Here is a 20,189-nt window from a genome sequence, read left to right as displayed (position 1 = left end):
AAAAAAAGTTTTGGCGACTTAATTTTTTTAGGAGGATTTCCGAAAAGTATAGCGAAGTTAGCAGTTAGGATTCATTAAGGAATTTCCAATCGTTTGTTCGGTTTTTTTGTCGCTATTATCTTTATATTGCTGTGGAGGCGGAAGCGGTGGATTTTTTAAAGAAGGTGACGGACTTCCTCATGCCTATGGAGGAAGAGGTCGTCAGGCAGGAACCTGCAAGAGAGGAAGAGCAGGCAGCGGTACGGACGGGAACGACGTCTGTTTTTGAGGAGAGAAAAGTTGTCAATGGGGCGCCCGTGCAATACGAGACAATGGAGCCGCCCTTGCGCCAAACGGCGGTACGTCCGCTTCGGACACCATATACAGGGCAAATGCGTTCGCCGCGTCCGCGCGTGACAGGTACAACGGAGCGCCCGAAGCTGACAGTTCATACGACACAGATTCCTTCGCTCAATGTGAAGATCTATGTGCCGCGCAGCTTTGATCAAGTTCCGGAAATTGCGGATGATCTGAAGGCCGGCAAGGCGGTGCTTGTGAACTATGAACGTGTCGAGCTTGAGGAACAAAGGCGCATTTGCGATTTCGTCAATGGTGTTTGCTATATCATGAACGGCGAAGTCAAGCGCGTTTCCACGTCGATGGTGCTTTATGCTCCGGATGGCGTCAATGTGTATGATGCGGAACCGATTCCTTTGGAGAATTAAGGGAAATACATTCAGGGCAGAGCGGTCAATGAGTTGATTGCTTTGTCCTTTTTTTGCAGAAAAACAGGAGGTCATTATGGAAAAGGACAAGATTTTGGAAAATGTCCTGCAGGAATTCCGCGCCCTTGCAGCAATTCCGCGTCCGTCGGGCCATGAGAAAGCAGTGAGCGATTATCTTAAGGCGCATCTGCAGAAGATGGGGCTCACGGTCGTGCAGGATGAGAAGAATAATATCATCGCCGATTTGCCGGCTGTGCCAGGAAAAGAAAATGTGCCGCGCGTCATTTTGCAGGGACACATGGATATGGTATGTGTTGCGGCTCCAGGGGTTTCCTATGATCCGCTTCGGGATCCGATCGAACTCGTTGTGAGGGACGGTATCCTCTCGGCCGAGGGGACAAGTCTGGGGGCGGATGACGGCATCGGTGTGGCGATCATTCTCCATGTGCTGAGCCATGCTGAAGAGCACGGTCCTCTGCGCGCGATTTTCACGGTGGATGAGGAACGAGGCATGACGGGTGCAATTCATCTGAATAAAAAGTATCTGGAAGATGCGGCGTATATGATCAACTGCGATTCGGAGAAGCTTGATGAGCTTTGTGTAGGCTGCGCAGGCGGCGTCGACCTGACCTTTTCGCGCACAATGAAGCTTGTGGATCCAGAGGGGAAAAAAGCGTGGAAGCTCTCTGTCAACGGCCTTGCAGGCGGACATTCGGGAGAGGCTGCCGGTGCGGGACGTGCCAATGCGATTCGCCTTCTCGCGCTTTGTTTTTCCGCACTTTCAGAAGCAGGCGTAAGTTTTTCCCTTGCCTCGTTTACGGGCGGCAAGGCAAAAAATGCCATTGCGGCAGAGGCGGAGGCAGTCTTCCTATCGGAAACCGCAGAAGAAGAACTGCGCGCGATTTTTGCTGAGAAGAGAGAAATTTTTCGCCATACATATAATGCAGCGGATCCCGATATCGAAGTGACGCTGGAAAGTGCCTCTTTACCAAAAAAAAGCTTTGCCTCGGAGGATGCTGCAGATTTACTGCGTCTTTTGCGTGTGTTCCATACAGGGGTTTACCAGATGTCTGCATCCATGCCAGGGCTGGTTGAAACTTCGGCGAATCTCGGCATGGTAAACATGGAAGGCTCCGAGGTGGAAATTTCCTTTTATCCTCGCTCTAATGTGGAGGAGAAGCTTCACGACTTCTGCCGCATGGCGAAAGATTTGGCGGAGCTTACCGGTTTTGCGCTTCATATTGGCACGATTGCGCCCGCTTGGGATGAGGACAGGGACAACCCGCTGGCGGATACCATCGTGGAACTTTTTGCACGACAGATGGAAAAGCCCATGAAGGTTGAGACGATTCATGCGGGGCTTGAATGCGGCTGGTTCTACCGCAAGAATCCCAGGATGAAGTTCGTGTCTGTCGGTGTGACGACGCATGATATCCATAGTCCGAAGGAAAGCCTTGAACTTTCGACTGTCGCGCCGCTGGCAAAACTTCTTCTTTCCACAGTGAAAAAACTCGCCGAGCGGTAAGCACGACGAGTTTTTGGAATAGATGCGGATTCGTTCAGGCGGATCCGCGTTTGTTTTTTTTCGGATAAATGCCGATGGTTATACTGTTCAGGAAAGGAATTTTCTCGCCCAGCCGGCGGAAAACAACTGCCGCCGCGATGGTGAGGACGACGGTCAGAATATAGAATGCGATAGCCTTTGGCGCTGTCATGATAATGCCTCGATGCTCAAGCGTCAGCATCATATATCCGATGAAGAACGGATGCGCGAGATAGGCGAAATAGGAATGTCTGCCGAGAAGGGAAAGCAGACGGTCAAGAGTGCGTGGGTACGTTTGCTCGGTAAAGATGGTGAAGAAGAAAAGAGAAGCCGCGAGCGTGTAAACGATACCGAGCGGGCAGAGCTGGTGCGCCGTATTGATGGCATCCATCTGTGTGTAGCCGCGAAAGGTGAGCAGGAAGTAATAGTAGCCAAGCAGAGCGGCGAGGGATGCAGCGAAAAATGCGACAATGCCCGTGCGATGTTTCTGCATAAATTCCCGAAAGGTGTCAAAGTGCACGGCAAGATAACCGCCGATCACAAAGATGAAGACGTAGTGCATGACCCAGTAGTTCAGCCGGTACAACAGGAAACTTTTGAGTATGGGGTTTTCCATGCCGTATACCATTGTGTTGAACGCCACGTTGAAGCTTGAGAAATAGTCGAAAGCAACTTGCAGTGCGAAGAGGAGCAGCAGGCCCCTGCCCCCGATATTTTTTACGATGGGAATCCAAAGCGGCATAAGGAGATAGAACCAGATGAGAAGCACGAGAAAGTAAAGTTGGTACTTCGCATTGCCGAAGAAAAGAGCCGAGAGCAGGGAGAGCGGTGCGGGAAAGCCGACGCCATAGAGCCAGCCGTCGTGCACAAGATAAAAGAGTGACCAGACAAGATAGGGAATGACAACCGCCCGGGAGCGCTTTCTGAGAAATTGGCTGTAGCTGAAGGGTTTTGATAAATCCATATTGTAAAAGATGCCAAAGGCGGAAATAAAGAAAAAGATTGGTACGCTGAAGCGCGTTGCAATCTCAAAAAGCGCGGTCAAGTGCGCGTTGGATGCGGGGTTCATCAAATACTGCGAGCCGACATGGATGCCTATGACGCCGAGCATGGAAACGCCTCGAATATATTCGATGGCGGCGAGATGTTGTTTTGCCATAAGGAAGCCTCCTGCAAAGGATTTCGCTTTGGAAGATGCTGTCCTGCAGAAGTCTCCGCAAGCGATACATTCCTTACTATATCGGTTTTTCGTATCTTTGTAAATGGTTTAAATCTATAGGCACAGGTTGATTTTTTAGGCGGAAATCATTAGAATAAATAGGGAAATCCTGTATTTCAGGAAAGGGGGAAAAGACGGTGAGAGTGGAGCAGCCCGTCGGCGTCTTTGATTCAGGGCTCGGCGGCATCAGCGTGCTGCGAGAGCTCGTTTCCCGTTTGCCTGCGGAGGATTTTATTTATTTTGGCGATTCTGCCAATGCGCCTTATGGTGAACGTTCGGAGCGGGAGATTCGAGCGTTGACGACGGTACAGGTTGACCGTTTGGCAGCGGCGGGGGTCAAGGCCGTCGTGTTGGCCTGCAATACGGCGACGAGTGCGGCGAGCGCCACGCTGCGGCGCAGGTACAGGAATCTTCCCATCATCGGGATGGAACCAGCTCTGAAGCCTGCAGTTTTGAGCCGCAGGCACCCTAAGGTGGTTGTCATGGCGACACATGCGACATTGCGGCAGAGAAAGTTTCAGCGGCTTCTGGCGCGTTTTCAGGGGGAAGGCGAGATTATCAAGCTGCCGTGCCCGGAAATCGTGGAGTTCGTTGAACGTGGGGAGATTTGCTCAACCTCGCTCACGCGGTATCTGCAGGAAAAATTTTCAGGTCTTGCAGAAGAGGGAGTTGACTGCATCGTGCTCGGTTGTACGCATTTCCCTTTTGTGCGTGAGACAATCCAGCGGGTCGTGGGTCCAGAAACGGCGATTTTTGACGGAGCGACCGGAACCGCGCATGAACTTCAGCGACGTTTGGGTGCGGAAGGGCTTCTGCGTGAACGTGAGCAGCACGGTGCGGTCGAATGGTTGAACAGCAGCCCGGATTTTGCTTATATTGAACGTTCCAAAATGTTGTTCGCACTTTGAAAGATTATTGGCTGCAGACGGACAACGGGATGCAGCTATCCGGTACTTATAGTTATGGGAGGATTTTGTTATGGTGGAAACAAACATTAAGGTGGATATGAAGAATGAGGTTTCAACGACGGTCACAGAAGAAAACACGGCCATTGCGATGAAGAGCGGCTCATTGCCGGTATTTGCTACGCCGGCGATGACGGCATTGATGGAGCAGGCTGCCGCGGAACTTGTGGAAGGGCTCATACCTTCGGACTGGACTTCAGTCGGCATTTCCCTGGATATCCGTCACAAGGCGGCTACGCCTCTTGGACGCAAGGTTTGTGCCTCAGCGGAGGTCAAAAGCTTTGATGGCCGTCAAATTACATTCGCTGTCAAGGCGTATGATGATGCGAAAGAGATCGGCGAGGGACTGCATGAGCGTGTTCTTGTAAATCGTGAGAAGTTCATGGGTAAAGTGACTGCGAAATGATGGCAGATCCTCCGGCCCGGAAAACGCAGGGGCAGCTCTTTCGTGAGGGTATGCGCGATGGTACGCCTATCGCGCTCGGCTATCTCGTTGTGAGCTTTACGCTTGGCATTACGGCGCATAACGCGGGTCTTGATGCCGTAGAAGGCTTTATCGCGAGTTTCTTTAATCTGGCTTCAGCAGGGGAATATGCGGCCTTTACTGTTATTGCTGCCGATGCGCCGTATTGGGAAATGGCGGCGATCACACTCGTGGCGAATGCGCGCTACATGTTGATGAGCTGTGTCCTGAGCCAGAAAATTTCTGCGGATATGCCTTTTTATCATCGTCTTGGCGTCGGGGTTGGCATTACCGATGAAATTTTTGGCATAACGATTTCGCGCAAGGGCTTTTTGCAGCCTGCATATAATTACGGCGCCATGGCTCTTGCTGTGCCGACTTGGGCTTTCGGCACTTCGTTCGGTATTGTCGCCGGGGATATCCTGCCGCCTTCTTTTTTGAGTGCGTTAAGCGTTGCGCTCTATGGCATGTTTATTGCTATTGTCATTCCCCCGGGCAAGCAGGACAAGGTTGTCCTTGGGCTCGTGTTCCTCAGCTTCGCCCTGAGCTTTTTGGCGGCTTCTGCACCGTTTGTTTCCACACTTTCGGGTTCCTTGCGGACGATTTTGCTGACGGTACTCATTTCGGGTGCGGCGGCGGCCTTTTTTCCTGTTGCAGAAGAACAGGAGAGTGGAGAAGCATGAAGCATGATATCATTTTATATTTGCTTGTTATGACGGCCGTGACATTTGCCATCCGGCTTTTGCCCTTGACGCTTCTGCGCCGTCCGATCAAGGGGCGGTTTCTGAGTTCTTTTCTGTATTATGTTCCTTATGTGACATTGGCCGTCATGACTTTTCCGGCGATTGTCGAGGCGACGCAGGTACCTGCCGCAGGTGCAGCTGCCCTTGTCGCAGGCATTGCTCTCGCGTGGTGCGGGGCGAGCCTTTTTCAGGTTTCAGCTGCCTGCTGTCTTGTCGTGTTTGTTATGGAATTTGTTCTCTTGGGATGAACGGCTCAAGGACGCTATATGTGCAAAAAAGCCGTCCATGCATTTTCGAAATGCATGGGCGGCTTTTTCTATGTATTATTTTTTTACACTGTCAACGAATTTTTGCAGGTCGGCGATGATATCGCGGACACGCGAGAGGTTTGCTGTGATTTCTTCGGTAGAAGCAGCCTGTTCTTCACTGATGGCGCCGGTTGACTCGATGGATTTGGAAATCTCCGTAACGGATTTGTTCATTTCCGACAGGGTTTCCTGAATTTTTTCTGTGGCAGTGCGGGATTGCTCGGCAAGTTTCCGAACTTCTTCAGCAACGACGGCAAAACCACGTCCTTGTTCGCCGGCGCGTGCAGCCTCGATCGCGGCGTTGAGGCCAAGGAGATTCGTTTGCTGGGCTATGTCATTGATAAAGTCGATGACTTTGATTGTTTCGGCATTGCGCTCCTGAAGCGTGCTTGCCTGGGAAACGGATTCCTGTCCGGTTTTTGCGAGCTCGCTTGCGCTGTTGGCCACCTGCTCGACAGAGCTGTAGACATTTTCCGTTGCTTCGGCTATATGGTTGACGCCGTTGGCAATCTTGTTCAGTGTGTCGCTGATTTCATAGCTCGAGGAAAAAACGATGGGAATGTCGCCGTTGGGTCCTGTGACAGGAGCCGATATGATCTTGATCGGTACGCCGTAAGCATTGGCATCAAGGTCGGTAGATACGGGACGGCGCTCGTTGATGGCTTTCTGTACGACGGCAACATTTTCAACGGAATCGCCAATGGAGGCTTTGAGCTGAAGGTGTTTTGCCGGCGCGATATCGAGATACTGCTTGTCAGATGTGATGACAAGACGCGTATCGTCGGGCAGGATGGGATTCAGGTAAGGAAGTACGAGTTTGAAAGCGTCGATAAGCTGCTCGTTCGTTTGAATGTTTTCAGGCAGTGCCATAAGGATGTTCCTCCTCTATACGATTGATTTTGCTGAAATACATGGGAGCGAACGTCCCTTACTGGAGCTCTGAAACAAAGCGTTTCAAATCTTCGATGATGTCACGGGCGTTTGCGAGACTCGCTGTGATTTCCTGGGTGGATGCAGCCTGTTCTTCACTGATCGCTCCCGTCGATTCGATGGATTTGGAGATTTCCATGACCGCCTTGTTCATTTCCGACAGCGTTTCCTGAATTTTTTCCGTGGCAGTGCGGGACTGCTCGGCCATCTTGCGGACTTCTTCGGCGACGACGGCAAAGCCGCGGCCTTGTTCACCGGCGCGTGCCGCTTCAATTGCGGCGTTGAGTCCAAGAAGGTTCGTCTGCTGGGCTATGCCGTTTATGAAGTCGATGACTTTGATGGTCTCCGCATTTCGTTCTTGGAGAATGGCTGCCTGCGCAACGGATTCCTGACCGGTTTTTGCAAGTTCATCCGCACTTTCGGCAACTTGTTCGATCGAGGCATGGATTGTTTGTACGGCGGAGGCAATGCGCTCGATATTTTCCAGAACGGTTTCTGTTGCATTTGGACGAAAACCAGCAGCCACAACACCGATGACATCTCCATTGACGCCAAAAATCGGTGCGGCAGCTGTTCGTAATGCCACACCGGCAACTGAGGCGTCCATATCGGCAAACGAAGTGCGTTTGTCATGCTTTGCCGACTGAATCGATGGATGTTCGAGCAGGGAATCGCCGACATGAATGGGGAGCGAAAAACCTTTTGCGGGTTCGAAGGCAAGGCAGACGTTTCCGTCGGAGAGCACCGAGGCGATATCAGCTTCCACGACATCGTTCAGGTAAGGCAGGACGGCCTTGAAAGCGTTGAGAATATCCTCGTTGGTTCTGATGGTTTCCGGCAGGGCCATAAATATTCCTCCTCAAAAATATGGGGGTGCATCATTTTATGTTCTGTCGCTGGGCTTGCACCGCCGCTGGGTCAAAAGGCCAATCTTTCTTATTTCTTGGACGTTTCATTTCCTATATGGTTCTATATTTTTTAAAAAATCCCTGCTCTCGAGAAAAACTTTTTTGTTCAGAGGCAGAGTGTTCGGAAAGCAAATAACCGTTGGGAAATCTTTTTATTCTTTGCTTACGGTTTTTCCCTTACCTTTGCAGCCAGATGCGGAAAGAGTCTAAGACTCCGATCGAGTATACCATGCAGATGTGCAATGAGTGTGCCGTAGTTCGTCATGGGAACACCTTGATCTTTTGCACACTTCATGCGGTACATCATTTCCCGTTGATTCAGCATACAGCCGCCGCAGTGGACAATGAGGCGATAGTTGCCAAGCTCATCGGGGAAGCTATGTCCGCTCGATGTTTCGATATGCAGTTGCTTTCCGGTGTATTCCTTTAGCCAATGAGGGATTTTTACCGTGCCGATATCATTGCATTGGCGGTGATGTGTGCAGCCTTCCGCGATGAGTATACGATCGCCGTTTTTTAGATGGGCGAGCGCGGCCGCACCTTCCACTGCCTCGTTTAGAAAGCCTTTGTAACGAGCCATAAGGATGGAAAAGGAAGTCAGCGGGATAGCGGAAGGGACGGAGGCAGCAGCCTTTTTGAATATCTGGCTGTCGCAGACAGCGAGAACCGGAGGCTTTTTGAGGTTTTCAAGTGCGATGGCCGTTTCACTTTCCCGACAGACGATGGGAAGCGCATTAGCTTCCAGAATGTCGCGAATGGCTTGTTGCTGTGGTAAGATCAGGCGTCCTTTGGGCGCAGCTTTGTCGATGGGAATGATCAAGAGGACGAGGTCGCCCGGGGAGAGCATATCACGGATAAAGGTACGGTTTTTTTCCGCAGGGACGAGTCGGGTAAGCTGTTCCTTCAATTCCTCAATGCCGCTCTTTTTGGCTGCACTGACAAGGATCTCGTTTTCAACAGAAGGTTTTGGCCAGACATTTCTTTTGTCGCACTTGTTCCAGGCGATGAGGAACGGAATGGCTTTTTCCCGAAAAAGAGCCAGAAGTTCTTCATCCGAAGGTGTAATGCCGGTGTTTGAATCTATGACGAGTACGGCAATATCGGTCTTGTTGAGGATTTGGCGCGTTTTTTTCACACGCAGCCGGCCAAGCGTTCCCGCATCATCATCGAAGCCTGGCGTATCGATGAGCATGACGGGGCCAAGAGGCAGAAGTTCCATGGCTTTGAAGACGGGATCGGTAGTTGTGCCTTTTTCAGATGAAACGATGGCGGTTTCTTGCTGGGTGACAGCATTGACAAGACTGGACTTTCCGGCATTGCGCCGCCCGAAGAAACCGATGTGCAGCCGCTCGCCGGATGGCGTATCATTGAGTCCCATAAAGAAAACTCCTTTATTATGTTTTTATGGCTTGAATTTTTTGCATGGCGAAGAGCGCCTGCCCTACGGAAATCCCTCCGTCGTTTGGCGGGATGAGGCTGTGGCGGAGAACGCGGAAGCCCTCCTTTTCCAAGCCCTGCTGTGTGAGGCGCAGGAGAAGCGTATTCTGGAAGACGCCGCCTGTCAATGCCGCTGTTTGGCAGCCGGTGTAATCGCGTGCTCTTTGGCAGCCTCTGACGATAGCTGCGGCAAGGCATTGATGGAAAATGAGGGCAATTCTTTCGGCTGCTTCGCCTTGCCGACATAGATCCAACAGATGGAGAAAGAGGCCGTTTGTATCAAGCATGAAACGGGCAGCAGGGGAGGAGGGGCTGTCCATGCATTCAATAAGGCAGCCGCTTTCGCTCCATGCAGCAGGGGGATTGCCGAAGAATCCCTCCGGGCAGATGTTGGGAAAAGCTTTTTCGGCTTTTTCCGCCGCGAATTGCAGATACATGGCAGCTTCGCCCTCGTATGTCGAGATACGGCAGAGGCCGATCAGGGCGCTCACAGCGTCAAAGAGGCGTCCTGCGCTTGTCGAAGGGATGATATTAAGCCCGTGTTCGAGGAGAAAAAGAACGGCGGAGATGGAGCCTTCGTCTGCAAGCTGGAGTTCCTGCGCGAGGGAAAGCGCTGTTTCCCTGCCATAGGAATCGTACAGCAGGGATACGGCAATGCGCCAGCCTTCCTGCGCGGCAATATCACCGCCTGGGTGGAGGAAAGGCGTGAGGGAGCCGAGACGCTCGAAACCGCGTGTCGTGGCAAACAGGATTTCACCGCCCCATATTGTGCCGTCCGTGCCGTAACCCGTGCCGTCGAAGCTCACGCCTATGACGGGGGTGAGAGCGTTGTTTTCAGCCATAGCTGAAAGTACGTGAGCATAGTGGTGCTGTACGCCGAAAATGGGCAGCCCGAGGGTTTTTGCGAAGCGGGTTGTTTCATAATGCGGATGGAGGTCTGCAGCAACGGCTTCCGGGCGGATGCCAAGAAGGCGTTTCATGCGCGCAAGGGATTGGCGAAGTGCATGTACTGTGCGCAGGTCTCCCATGTCGCCCAAATAGGGAGAGGCATAGAAAAGAGAGTTTTGGGCGAGGCAGAAGGTGTTTTTTAGCTCGCCGCCGATGCCAAGAACGGAGCCTTGAAAGTTGGCGGAGAGCATCAGGGGCAGAGGTGCGTAGCCGCGGCTGCGACGTACCACATAAGGGGCGCCGGCATAGAAATCCATGACGGTATCATCGGCTTGCAGCCGGATCTCACGGTTGTGCGACAGAATGAGATCGGCGATGGGAGCGAGATGTTTTGCGGCTTCTTCATCGGTGCGGCAGATCGGCGCTCCTGAAGGGTTGCCGCTCGTCATGACGAGGCTGTCGGGGAAGGAAAGGCCGTCGGGCAGATCAAAGAGCAGAAGATGAAGCGGCGTGTAGGGGAGAAGAATGCCGAGCGACATCATGCCGGGTGCAGCGTTTGGGGCGATTCTGCCCTGGCGCTTCTTGGGAAGGAGGACGATGGGTTTCTGGTGGTTGTCGAGAAGTTTTTCCTGCGCTTTGCCGAGATGACATTCGCGCCGTACTGTTGCCAAGTCGCGCATCATAATGGCAAAAGGTTTTCGGGGGCGATGTTTGCGCTCGCGCAGGCGTTTTATCGCAGCTTCGTTTTGTGCGTCGCAGGCGAGATGAAAGCCGCCGATGCCTTTTACGGCAACAATGCCGCCGGCTTGCAGAACTCGGCGTGCCCGCTTGATGGCGGCAAGCCCCGTTTCTTCGCCGTCGATAATGCAGACCGTGGGACCGCAGGCATTGCAGCATACGGGTTGGGCGTCATAGCGCCGCGTTTCGGGATGCGTGTATTCGTAATGACAGTCCGGGCACATCGGGAATGCGCCCATACTCGTGCGCTCACGGTCATAAGGCATGGAGTCGAGGATTGTGAGCCGGGGGCCGCATGAGGTGCAGTTGATAAAGGGGTGCAGGTAGCGGCGGTTCTTCTTGTCAAAAAGCTCGGCCCGGCACTGGGGGCAAATGGCGATATCAGGCGAAACAAAGACCGAACCATCTTCTGCAAGGCTTTCTATGATTTTGAAATCATCGGTATCGGGAAAATCGGTAAGAGGCGCTTTGAGGATTTTGAGGACGACGGCTCGCGAGGGGGGTGAGGTTTCTATTCTTTCTAGGAAGCGGCGGAGAGCCTCCTTGGCGCCGTGGGCTCGGATTTCGACGTAGGATCCTTTGTTGCAGACATCGCCGGTGATATGGAACTCAGCGGCTGTGCGGCTGACGAAAGGACGGAAACCGACGCCTTGCACGATGCCGAAAATTTTTATCCGGTATGATTCGCGATCAAGCGATGCATTGTGCTCTGTCATGAGGAATATCGCAGCCTTTCCTTTTGTGTTCGCTCTTTTTAGCGATTATACCACGAGGCGGGAAAAAGTTCCTCCTTCTGACAGAATTTTGCTGGACATTGCGGCAGGGAAATGATATGATAACGCCACGAGAAGAATATTTTGGCAGCGTCGCCGTATAGCTTTGGCTTCCGTCCGTTGAGGGGAGGCTGTTGCTGTGCGGTTTTTTTATGTGGAAACGCTTTTGTCGTTTTGCATGAAGGAGCGGCCTGTGCGAGGAAAAGGATGGTTGAAATGGAAGAGTTGTTGTATGTGATTCCGGCAAATTCCAAGAAGGAAGAAATAGCGCGTCTCTTGAAAGAACATCCGGAGATCAAGTTTGTTTCCCTCGTCGGCATCGACCTTGCGGGAAATGATACGGACGAGAAAATACCCATGCGGATCTTCCTCAAAGATATGGACGCTTTCTATAATGGGACAGCGGTGCAGACCGATGGATCTTCCGTCGTGCTGACGGGCATTGCCATCTTGAACAATGCGAAGGTGGATATGCCGATTGATCCGGAGGCAAACTGGTTTATCGACTATAATCTCGAACATTTCGACGAGGAGACGGGGAGACCGATCGGCACCTTGCGCATCCCCTCTTTTTTGATTCACGATGGAAAACGCGTTGATTCGCGCGCTATTTTGAAGGATACGCTGACCTATCTGAAAGGGGAGCTCCTGCAGATGTTCAAGGAGCATCCGCATGTGTCGGGTCTTGAACATATCGATGGCTCCAAAATCGTGGATTTCCAGTTCACTTCGGCGACAGAGCTGGAATTTTGGGTGAAGACGCCGTTGGAAGAATCGAATGTTGAAGAGATGTCGGCCTCGCAGGTCATGCAGGAGCAGTATTGGCAGCGTACGCATGGGGCTGTGCGCACGGCTTTGGAGCAGGCTGTCATGCTGCTTGACCGCTATGGCTTGCAGGTAGAGATGGGACATAAGGAGGTCGGCGGCCTCAAGGCGCAGATTGACGAATCGGGCAAGATGACGCATGTCTGTGAGCAGATTGAGATCGACTGGCGTTTCGCCGACGCTTTGCAGGCGGCAGATAATGAGCTTATCGTGCGCACGATCGTGCGCGAGGTCTTCCGCGAGAACGGACTTGAAGTGAATTTTAAGGCGAAGCCGATGATCGGTCTTGCGGGCAATGGTGAACATACGCATTTCTGCATTGCCGCTGTTATGGAAGACGGCAAGGTCTATAATCTCTTTACGCCGCAGGATATGAAAAAGGACTTCCTCAGTGCTGTCGGTTATGGCGCAATCATGGGGCTTTTGAAGAATTACGAGGTTATCAATCCGTTTGTCTCGGCGACGAATGATTCTTTGAATCGTTTGAAGCCGGGGTTTGAGGCGCCGGTCTGCATTGTCACATCCCTTGGCCACACACCCGAGATTCCCTCACGCAACCGCACGATACTTGCGGGTTTGATTCGTGATTTGACGAATCCTTATGCGACGCGCTTCGAATTGCGCGCCTGCAATCCGTATTCCAATACATACCTTGTCCTGGCAGCTGTCTATTCCGCTGTTCTTGATGGGGTGAAAGCGGCTGTTTCCCGCACGACGGATGCCCTGCTGGCGGAATTGTCCAAAGATGCAGGCGAGGAGGGGTTCTATCTCGAAAAGAATCGCGCTTACAGGAGCGAAATCGATGTATTCGAGGATTATACCGAAAGGGAACGCGATCGCCTCTTCGGTGCGCCGCCGTCGACGGTCTGGGAAAATATGCAGGGCTTTGAGAACCACCCGGAGAAGGTGGAGGCCATTACAGCAGGCGGTGCACTTCGTGAGCAGATTATCGACGCTTTCAAGGCGGGCGCGCTCCTGCGCTGGAAAACGGAGCTCATCAGCCGAATCATTCCTGAAAATCGTGATATCGTGCGCAAGGCGCGCGAGGTGCAGACGGATTTCGTAACGGATCAGGATTCCTACAACTGGAACAAGATCAATGGAATCCGTTCCTATCTCGCAAAAGACAGCATTGATGAGAAATCACTTTTCACGCTTCTGATCAAGGCGTTGAATGAGGGCGATTACGCTGCCGCTTCTGGCCTGCAGGTGGAGATGTATGATAAGATTGAGGAGCTCAAAGTTCTTTACGATGCCTATACGAAGAATATGATTTGACGGTTTGCTGATGACAAAAGAAAAAGCGCCAAGACAGGCGCTTTTTCTTTTGTTGGGGCAGGTGCGTCTTTTAATAGATATGGTATGTCTTCCAAGGAATCTGCTCGATTTTCACTGTTTTCAAAAAATCGACGATGTCCTTTCTGCCGTAATAGCGCGGTTTTCCATCGCGATCCTGCGACATCAGGATGATGGGCAAGTTGCGGAAAAAGGGCGCGATCTCGTTGCGGAACGATACGGCGCGTGCCGTGTACTGAGTGACGTGGGGTTTGACGACAACTATGGCAAAGGTCACGCCTTGTTCTATGATGACGGCGCCATGAATTTTGATCATGGAATAGCCTCCTTGCATGATTTGGAAGAGTCTTGGGAAAAGGTCGGGGTTCAACTCATATTTTTATTGTAAAAGACTTCGGAAGTATTGACAATCCCCAATAAATAGAGTTAATATAAAGATGAAAACAACATATTGTTGGAGACAGGTGTCGCAAGACTTAATAGGGAATCCGGTAGAAGCCGGAGCGGTCCCGCCACTGTAAGAGGAGTCCGTCATAGAACGCCACTGGAGAAATCTCTGGGAAGGCATGATTGGACGATGAATCTGAGCCAGGAGAACTGCCTGTTTTGACATCACCGTTGGCGTACCATTGAGGTGTGCCAATACCTGCGAGCGATGGGTAGGGGATTTTGCCGTACTGGGACACGGCGGGCTCTCCGGCGCTTTTGGCACCGGATTTTTATTTGGAAAGAAGATGTTCTGACTGGAAACGACGTGCAGAAGCATCTCTACATGAAGCCTGTCGACCGGAACACAGAAACCGCCTTTTAAACGCAGGGCGGTTTTGTTGTGTTCCGTATCATTGTTAAGGGAGGCTGTGGAAGTATGAGCAATGAAACAAAGGGTCAGGATGAGAACCTTGACCTGCAGGCCATCTTGAAGAAGGCCGAACAACAAACGAGTTTCCCCGATGTTCCGCTCGACGAATTTGAGCCGCCGACGTATGAGGAGTGGAAAGAGGCTTGCGTCGAGTTGTTGAAGGGGGCTCCCTTCGAGAAGAAGATGTTTACGAAAACGTATGAGGGCATTACGTTTGAGCCGATGTACACGCACAAGATGACAGACGGAATCTTGCCGAGAACCGACTTCCCGGGTATGGACAACTTCCTTCGCGGCGTGCGTCCGAACGGCTACATTGAACAGCCTTGGGGCATCGCGCAGTCGTGCGACGAGACGCTGCCTGAGGAAAACAACGAGTTGCTGCGCCGCGAGGTGGACAAGGGATCGACGATTTATAACATCCGTCTGGATTCGGCGACGCTCCTCAACAAGGATGCCAAGGATGCCGAAAAGATCGGTGATGAAGGGTGCAATATCACGACGGTCGAGGATATGCACACGACGCTTAACGGCTTGAAGCTCGACCATCATCCGCTCTATATCTATGCGGGTGCTTCGTCCTTGCCAATGCTTTCTCTCGTCGCGGCGTCTGTCAATTCCGACGGCGGCGATCTCGCCAAGCTCAGCGGTTTCGTAGGGGCGGATCCCCTGGGTGAAATGATTCAGCGCGGCGAGAACTATGCCGCACTTCCGCAGCTTTATGATGAGATGGCGGAAGCGGCTTTTTGGGTGAAGAAGTATGCTCCGAAGCTCAGGACGATCATGGTGCGAAGCGATGCTGTTTCGCGCGGCGGCGCCAATGATGTGCAGGAGGTTGCTTCGACACTTGCCGTCGGTGTCGCTTACCTGCGCGCTCTCATAGAGCGCGGGCTTACGGTGGACGAGGCGGCGGAACAGATGATGTTCGGCTTCTCCATGGGCGCGAACTTCTTCCTGCAGATTGCTAAACTCCGTGCGGTTCGCCCGATCTGGGCGCAGATCGTCAAGGCGTTTGGCGGCGGCGAGGAAGCGCAGCGCATCCATATCCATGCGCGCCCCGCATTGTTTTTCAAGACGGTTTACGATCCTTATGTCAACATGCTGCGCAATACGACGGAAATTTTCTCGGGCGTCGTCGGCGGACTTGATTCCTTCGAGAACGCTCCGTTCGATGAGCCGATCCGCAAGGGCGATGAATTCTCGCGTCGCATCGCGCGCAACGTGCAGGTCATGCTGCAGGAAGAGTTCGGTTTGATGCAGCCGATTGATCCGGCGGGAGGATCTTGGGCGGTAGAGACGCTGACGAAGGAGATTCAGGAAAAGATCTGGGCTGAGTTCCAGGCAATCGAGGGCAAGGGCGGCATCGTTAAGGCTCTCGAGGCGGGATATGTGCAGGAAGAAGTAGGCAAGACGCTTGAAGCGCGCTTCAAGAGCCTCGAGCTGCGCAAGGACCGCATCGTCGGCAACAATATGTATCCGAACATGACGGAACAGCTCCTCGACCCGCGTGAGGAGGATACGGCGGAGCTTCTTGCGAAGCGCAAGAAGGATGTCGAAGCCTATCTTGCCGATGTGGATGAGGCGTTTAAGAAGGATTGCCTAGCGGCTCTGAAGAGTGCCGGTAAAGGTGAGAAGATGGAAGTTGCCGTCAAGGCGGCAAAAGCCGGTGCGACAATCGCGGAGCTTCGCGAAGCTCTGCAGATGGGTGAGGCTGCGGAGAAGATCACGCCGATCGAGGCGCATCGTTGGAGTGAGCGCTACGAGGCATTGCGCCGCATCACGGAAGAGTATCGCGACAGCCATGACGGCGATAATGTAAAGGTGTTCCTCGCGAATATGGGACCCATTCCGCAGCATAAGGCGCGTGCCGATTTTTCGACGAGTTTCCTGCAGGTCGGCGCTTTCCAAGTGCTCCTGAACGATGGTTTCAAGACGACGGACGAGGCAGCTGCCGCTGCGAAGGAATCGGGCGCCGATGCCGTCGTCATCTGCTCGACAGATCCGACGTACCCGGAGATTGTGCCCGAACTTGCACCAAAACTGCGTGCGGCACTGCCTGACGCGACGATTTTCCTCGCGGGTGCTGCGCCGAAGGATTTGGAGGCTACGTACCGTGAAGCGGGCGTGGATGACTTCATTTCCGTGCGTGCCAATTGCTACAAGACGCTGCAGTTCCTGCAGAAGAAGAAAGGAATGATTCAGTGATGGCACAAAACCCTGATTTCACGAAAATCGATCTCGAGGGTGCACCTGCCCATAAGGATGCAGATTGGCGCCAGCGCCTTGAAGCTTCGACGGGCATGAGTTACGACTCGTTGATTGAAAGCACGATGGAGAAAATTCCCATCAAACCTTTTTACAACCACGATGAATACGATCACATGAACCATTTGGAGTTTGCGAGCGGCATACCGCCTTGCCTGCGCGGACCGTACTCGACGATGTACGTATTCCGCCCTTGGACGGTGCGCCAGTATGCGGGCTTCTCGACAGCGGAAGAGTCGAACGCCTTCTACCGCAGAAATCTTGCTGCGGGACAGAAAGGTCTTTCCATCGCGTTCGATTTGCCGACGCATCGCGGCTATGATGCGGACAATCCGCGTGTTGTTGGCGATGTCGGCAAGGCGGGCGTTTCGGTTTGCTCGATGCTTGACATGAACATCCTTTTCTCGGGTATTCCGCTGGACCAGATGTCGGTTTCCATGACGATGAACGGCGCCGTGCTGCCGATCCTTGCTTTCTTCATCCAGTCCGGTGTGGAGCAGGGCGTCGACAAGAAGATCATGGCAGGCACGATTCAGAACGATATCCTGAAAGAATTCATGGTGCGAAACACGTACATCTATCCGCCGGATATGTCGATGCGCATCATCGGCGATATCTTCGAGTATACGACGAAGTACATGCCGAAGTTCAACAGCATTTCCATTTCGGGTTATCACATGCAGGAAGCGGGTGCGACGGCAGATATCGAGCTCGGCTACACGCTTGCTGACGGTCTTGAGTACATTCGCACGGGCATCAAGGCGGGGCTTCCCATCGATGCTTTTGCAAAGCGCCTGTCGTTCTTCTGGGCGATCGGCAAAAACTACTTCATGGAAATCGCCAAGATGCGTGCAGCGCGCGTCCTCTGGGCGAAGATCGTCAAGTCGTTCGGTGCGGAGAATCCCAAGTCTATGGCGCTTCGCACGCATTCGCAGACTTCGGGCTGGTCGCTCACGGCGCAGGATCCGTTCAACAACATCGCGCGTACGGCGATGGAGGCGATGGGTGCTGCTCTCGGTCACACGCAGTCGCTGCATACGAACGCACTCGACGAGGCCATCGCTCTGCCGACGGACTTCTCGGCTCGCATTGCACGCAATACGCAGCTCTATATCCAGGACGAGACGAGCGTTTGCAAGATCATCGATCCGTGGGGCGGCTCCTACTATGTCGAAGCTCTTACGAACGAGATCATCCGCCGCTCGTGGGCACATATCCAGGAAGTCGAATCTCTCGGCGGCATGGCAAAGGCGATTCCGACAGGACTGCCCAAGATGCGTATCGAGGAAGCTGCGGCACGCCGCCAGGCGAGAATCGATTCGGGCAACGAGACGATCGTCGGCCTGAACAAGTATCGTTTGGAGAAGGAAGATCCGCTGGAAATCCTTGCGATTGACAATACGGCTGTGCGCCAGGCTCAGGTCGAACGTCTCGAAAAGCTGCGTGCAAACCGCAACGAGGACGACGTGCGTGCCGCCTTGGAAGCCATCACGAAGGCAGCCGAGACGCGCGACAACGGCAACCTCTTGGAGTGCGCGGTCGAAGCGGCGCGTGTGCGCTGCTCGCTCGGCGAGATTTCGGATGCTGTCGAGAAGGTTTCGGGCCGCTATCAGGCTGTGATTCATACGATTTCGGGCGTCTACTCCTCGGAGTTCACGGATAAGACGGAGCTCGACAAGGCGCGTGCGCTTGCCGACGACTTTGAAAAGCTTACGGGTCGCCGCCCACGTATTTTCGTCGCGAAGATGGGACAGGACGGGCACGATCGCGGACAGAAGGTCATCGCCTCCTCCTTCGCTGACATGGGCTGGGACGTCGACGTCGGACCTCTGTTCCAGACGCCGGATGAGACAGCGCAGGACGCTGTCGATAACGACGTTCACATGGTCGGCTTCAGTTCGCTGGCAGCCGGTCACAACACGCTTCTGCCGGCTCTCGTGGAGGAGCTCAAGAAGCTCGGGCGCGATGATATCATGGTCTGCATCGGCGGTGTTATTCCCGTGCAGGACTACGACCACCTCTATAAGAACGGCGCGGTCGCCATCTTCGCACCGGGAACGAATATTCCTGAGGCGGGCATCAAGCTCTTGAAACTTTTGATTGGACGTGCAAAGGAAGAAATGGCTGCGGGGTAAGAACCATGGCGAAATACACGAACACGAAGCCGGACTGGGTGCCGGAAAACGCGGACAAGAATTTTGCCACGAGCGTCATGAGCGGCATTGACGGCATCAAGGATCTGACGGTTGGCAACATCAACCCGGATTTGGGGACAACGGGATTCCGGAAAAATCGCATGATTCTTGATGTGGAAGACTATGTGAAAGGGGTTGCGGCGGGGGATCGAATGATTCTCTCCCGCGCCATCACTCTCATCGAAAGCAATAGCCCGCGCCATTTCCCAAAGGCGCAGCGGGTGCTGCAGGAGCTCCTTCGCCGTACGGGGAAGGCTCTGCGCATCGGCATTACAGGCGTTCCGGGAGCGGGCAAGAGTACGATGATCGAGGCTTTTGGCAATATGCTCTGCGACATGGGGCATCGAGTCGCCGTTCTGACGGTCGATCCGACAAGTTCGGTGACAAAAGGTTCCATTCTCGGAGACAAGACGCGTATGGGCACGCTTTCGCGCAGGGAAGAGGCGTTCATCCGCCCGTCGCCTGCCGGCGGCACTTTGGGCGGCGTTGCGAGGAAGAGTCGCGAGACAATGCTTCTTTGTGAAGCGGCGGGCTACGATGTCATCCTCATCGAAACCGTTGGCGTCGGGCAGTCGGAAACGACGGTTCGCTCGATGGTCGACTTCTTCCTGCTCGTCGTCTTGACGGGAGCGGGAGATGAGCTTCAAGGCATCAAGAAGGGCATCATGGAGCTTGCCGATGCCATCGTTATTAACAAGGCAGACGGCGACAATCGTACGAAAGCGCAGGTCGCACGCGGCGAGTACGAGCGCATGATTGAGTACATCCGCCCTGCAACGCGCGGTTGGCAAACGCATGCCTATCTCGTTTCCGCTTTGGAAAAAACAGGGCTCAAGGAGCTTTGGGATGTCATACGCATCTTCGAGAATACGACGAAGGAAAACGGCGCTTTCAAAATGCGCCGTGAAGGGCAGCTGCTTGATTGGATGAACAGCATGATTGATGAGCATCTGCACAACCTGTTCTTTGACGATCCTGTAATCTTGGGGCGTATGCCGGAGGTGCGGGAAGCTGTCCTCAAGGGAGCGGTATCGCCCTCGCAGGGAGTGGCGGAGCTTATCCACGTCTTTGACATTCACCGTGCTTCGGATCGCCATGTCGATCTCCTGCATCCCGAAGGGGAGGGATGA

General features: G+C 53.3%; 16 protein-coding genes and 1 riboswitch. Of the genes, 10 read left to right on the top strand and 6 right to left on the bottom strand.

Translation table 11 applies throughout. The features are described 5' to 3' along the window. Positions 1 to 146 precede the first annotated feature (146 nt). Together ACRTGH_RS11430 and pepD are read left to right on the top strand one after the other, a co-directional pair. A complete protein-coding gene (locus ACRTGH_RS11430) occupies positions 147 to 704 on the top strand; it encodes a cell division protein SepF (RefSeq protein ID WP_368845909.1) in 558 nt (185 codons plus the stop codon). A gap of 76 nt (positions 705 to 780) precedes the next feature. Further along, a complete protein-coding gene (pepD, locus tag ACRTGH_RS11425) occupies positions 781 to 2,229 on the top strand; it encodes a beta-Ala-His dipeptidase (RefSeq protein WP_368845910.1) in 1,449 nt (482 codons plus the stop codon). Between the two features lie 34 nt (positions 2,230 to 2,263). On the opposite strand, the gene ACRTGH_RS11420 is transcribed toward pepD, so the two are convergent. Further along, positions 2,264 to 3,406, bottom strand: a complete 1,143-nt coding sequence (locus ACRTGH_RS11420) for an acyltransferase (protein ID WP_368845911.1) — start codon at positions 3,404 to 3,406, stop codon at positions 2,264 to 2,266. Between the two features lie 197 nt (positions 3,407 to 3,603). Here ACRTGH_RS11420 and murI point away from each other — a divergent pair, with 197 nt between their 5' ends. The 4 genes from murI to ACRTGH_RS11400 all read left to right on the top strand — a co-directional run bounded on the left by murI (position 3,604) and on the right by ACRTGH_RS11400 (position 5,885). Next, positions 3,604 to 4,374: a glutamate racemase gene (gene murI, locus ACRTGH_RS11415; RefSeq protein WP_368845912.1), complete on the top strand. Its 771-nt coding sequence runs from the start codon at positions 3,604 to 3,606 to the stop codon at positions 4,372 to 4,374. A 70-nt stretch (positions 4,375 to 4,444) separates the two neighbouring features. Further along, positions 4,445 to 4,837, top strand: coding sequence for a thioesterase family protein (locus ACRTGH_RS11410; RefSeq protein ID WP_368845913.1), 393 nt, complete (start codon positions 4,445 to 4,447; stop codon positions 4,835 to 4,837). Then, complete coding sequence (locus ACRTGH_RS11405) at positions 4,837 to 5,577, top strand: AzlC family ABC transporter permease (RefSeq protein WP_368846223.1); 741 nt, start codon at positions 4,837 to 4,839, stop codon at positions 5,575 to 5,577. Before ACRTGH_RS11410 ends, ACRTGH_RS11405 begins: the two co-directional genes overlap by 1 nt. After that, positions 5,574 to 5,885 carry an AzlD domain-containing protein gene (locus ACRTGH_RS11400; RefSeq protein ID WP_368845914.1) on the top strand — a complete coding sequence of 104 codons (312 nt, stop codon included), beginning with the start codon at positions 5,574 to 5,576 and terminating at the stop codon, positions 5,883 to 5,885. The genes ACRTGH_RS11405 and ACRTGH_RS11400 overlap by 4 nt, the downstream gene beginning before the upstream one ends. A gap of 75 nt (positions 5,886 to 5,960) precedes the next feature. Here the strand turns inward: ACRTGH_RS11400 and ACRTGH_RS11395 are convergent, their stop codons facing one another. The 4 genes from ACRTGH_RS11395 to hypF form a co-directional block, all read right to left on the bottom strand. Next, positions 5,961 to 6,815, bottom strand: a complete 855-nt coding sequence (locus ACRTGH_RS11395) for a methyl-accepting chemotaxis protein (RefSeq protein WP_368845915.1) — start codon at positions 6,813 to 6,815, stop codon at positions 5,961 to 5,963. Positions 6,816 to 6,873: 58 nt separating this feature from the next. Next, the gene (locus ACRTGH_RS11390) at positions 6,874 to 7,722 is read right to left on the bottom strand and encodes a methyl-accepting chemotaxis protein (RefSeq protein WP_368845916.1); all 849 of its coding nucleotides are present in this window, start codon (positions 7,720 to 7,722) and stop codon (positions 6,874 to 6,876) included. A 224-nt stretch (positions 7,723 to 7,946) separates the two neighbouring features. After that, positions 7,947 to 9,161 carry a [FeFe] hydrogenase H-cluster maturation GTPase HydF gene (gene hydF, locus ACRTGH_RS11385; protein WP_368845917.1) on the bottom strand — a complete coding sequence of 405 codons (1,215 nt, stop codon included), beginning with the start codon at positions 9,159 to 9,161 and terminating at the stop codon, positions 7,947 to 7,949. 16 nt (positions 9,162 to 9,177) lie between these two features. Then, positions 9,178 to 11,562 carry a carbamoyltransferase HypF gene (gene hypF / locus ACRTGH_RS11380; protein ID WP_368845918.1) on the bottom strand — a complete coding sequence of 795 codons (2,385 nt, stop codon included), beginning with the start codon at positions 11,560 to 11,562 and terminating at the stop codon, positions 9,178 to 9,180. A gap of 273 nt (positions 11,563 to 11,835) precedes the next feature. On the opposite strand from hypF, the gene ACRTGH_RS11375 reads away from it, so the two are divergent. Further along, a complete protein-coding gene (locus tag ACRTGH_RS11375; protein ID WP_368845919.1) occupies positions 11,836 to 13,722 on the top strand; it encodes a type I glutamate--ammonia ligase in 1,887 nt (628 codons plus the stop codon). 70 nt (positions 13,723 to 13,792) lie between these two features. Here ACRTGH_RS11375 and ACRTGH_RS11370 read toward each other — a convergent pair whose 3' ends face one another. Further along, a complete protein-coding gene (locus tag ACRTGH_RS11370) occupies positions 13,793 to 14,056 on the bottom strand; it encodes a hypothetical protein (RefSeq protein ID WP_368845920.1) in 264 nt (87 codons plus the stop codon). Positions 14,057 to 14,185: 129 nt separating this feature from the next. Then, positions 14,186 to 14,359: riboswitch (cobalamin riboswitch) on the top strand. A gap of 246 nt (positions 14,360 to 14,605) precedes the next feature. Between ACRTGH_RS11370 and ACRTGH_RS11365 the strand changes: the two genes are divergently transcribed. From ACRTGH_RS11365 to meaB, 3 genes are read left to right on the top strand one after another with little or no spacing between them, the layout of a single operon-like run. Next, positions 14,606 to 16,804, top strand: a complete 2,199-nt coding sequence (locus ACRTGH_RS11365) for a methylmalonyl-CoA mutase family protein (protein ID WP_368845921.1) — start codon at positions 14,606 to 14,608, stop codon at positions 16,802 to 16,804. After that, positions 16,804 to 18,999 carry a methylmalonyl-CoA mutase gene (gene scpA, locus ACRTGH_RS11360; RefSeq protein ID WP_368845922.1) on the top strand — a complete coding sequence of 732 codons (2,196 nt, stop codon included), beginning with the start codon at positions 16,804 to 16,806 and terminating at the stop codon, positions 18,997 to 18,999. The genes ACRTGH_RS11365 and scpA overlap by 1 nt, the downstream gene beginning before the upstream one ends. A 5-nt stretch (positions 19,000 to 19,004) precedes the next feature. Then, positions 19,005 to 20,189, top strand: coding sequence for a methylmalonyl Co-A mutase-associated GTPase MeaB (gene meaB / locus ACRTGH_RS11355; protein ID WP_368845923.1), 1,185 nt, complete (start codon positions 19,005 to 19,007; stop codon positions 20,187 to 20,189).

This window comes from Selenomonas oralis, from assembly GCF_051603425.1.
Classification (GTDB): domain Bacteria; phylum Bacillota; class Negativicutes; order Selenomonadales; family Selenomonadaceae; genus Selenomonas; species Selenomonas sputigena_A.
The sequence above is the reverse complement of the archived record's forward strand: the minus strand, read 5'-3'. Positions and strand labels throughout refer to the sequence as shown.

What these genes read in the sequence shown, in the direction of transcription:
- pepD (WP_368845910.1), top strand. Translation starts at nt 781, where the DNA reads ATGGAAAAGGACAAGATTTTGGAAAATGTCCTGCAGGAATTCCGCGCC.
- ACRTGH_RS11420 (WP_368845911.1), bottom strand. Translation starts at nt 3,406, where the DNA reads ATGGCAAAACAACATCTCGCCGCCATCGAATATATTCGAGGCGTTTCC.
- ACRTGH_RS11410 (WP_368845913.1), top strand. Translation starts at nt 4,445, where the DNA reads ATGGTGGAAACAAACATTAAGGTGGATATGAAGAATGAGGTTTCAACG.
- ACRTGH_RS11405 (WP_368846223.1), top strand. Translation starts at nt 4,837, where the DNA reads ATGGCAGATCCTCCGGCCCGGAAAACGCAGGGGCAGCTCTTTCGTGAG.
- ACRTGH_RS11400 (WP_368845914.1), top strand. Translation starts at nt 5,574, where the DNA reads ATGAAGCATGATATCATTTTATATTTGCTTGTTATGACGGCCGTGACA.
- ACRTGH_RS11395 (WP_368845915.1), bottom strand. Translation starts at nt 6,815, where the DNA reads ATGGCACTGCCTGAAAACATTCAAACGAACGAGCAGCTTATCGACGCT.
- ACRTGH_RS11390 (WP_368845916.1), bottom strand. Translation starts at nt 7,722, where the DNA reads ATGGCCCTGCCGGAAACCATCAGAACCAACGAGGATATTCTCAACGCT.
- hydF (WP_368845917.1), bottom strand. Translation starts at nt 9,161, where the DNA reads ATGGGACTCAATGATACGCCATCCGGCGAGCGGCTGCACATCGGTTTC.
- hypF (WP_368845918.1), bottom strand. Translation starts at nt 11,562, where the DNA reads ATGACAGAGCACAATGCATCGCTTGATCGCGAATCATACCGGATAAAA.
- ACRTGH_RS11375 (WP_368845919.1), top strand. Translation starts at nt 11,836, where the DNA reads ATGGAAGAGTTGTTGTATGTGATTCCGGCAAATTCCAAGAAGGAAGAA.
- ACRTGH_RS11370 (WP_368845920.1), bottom strand. Translation starts at nt 14,056, where the DNA reads ATGATCAAAATTCATGGCGCCGTCATCATAGAACAAGGCGTGACCTTT.
- ACRTGH_RS11365 (WP_368845921.1), top strand. Translation starts at nt 14,606, where the DNA reads ATGAGCAATGAAACAAAGGGTCAGGATGAGAACCTTGACCTGCAGGCC.
- scpA (WP_368845922.1), top strand. Translation starts at nt 16,804, where the DNA reads ATGGCACAAAACCCTGATTTCACGAAAATCGATCTCGAGGGTGCACCT.
- meaB (WP_368845923.1), top strand. Translation starts at nt 19,005, where the DNA reads ATGGCGAAATACACGAACACGAAGCCGGACTGGGTGCCGGAAAACGCG.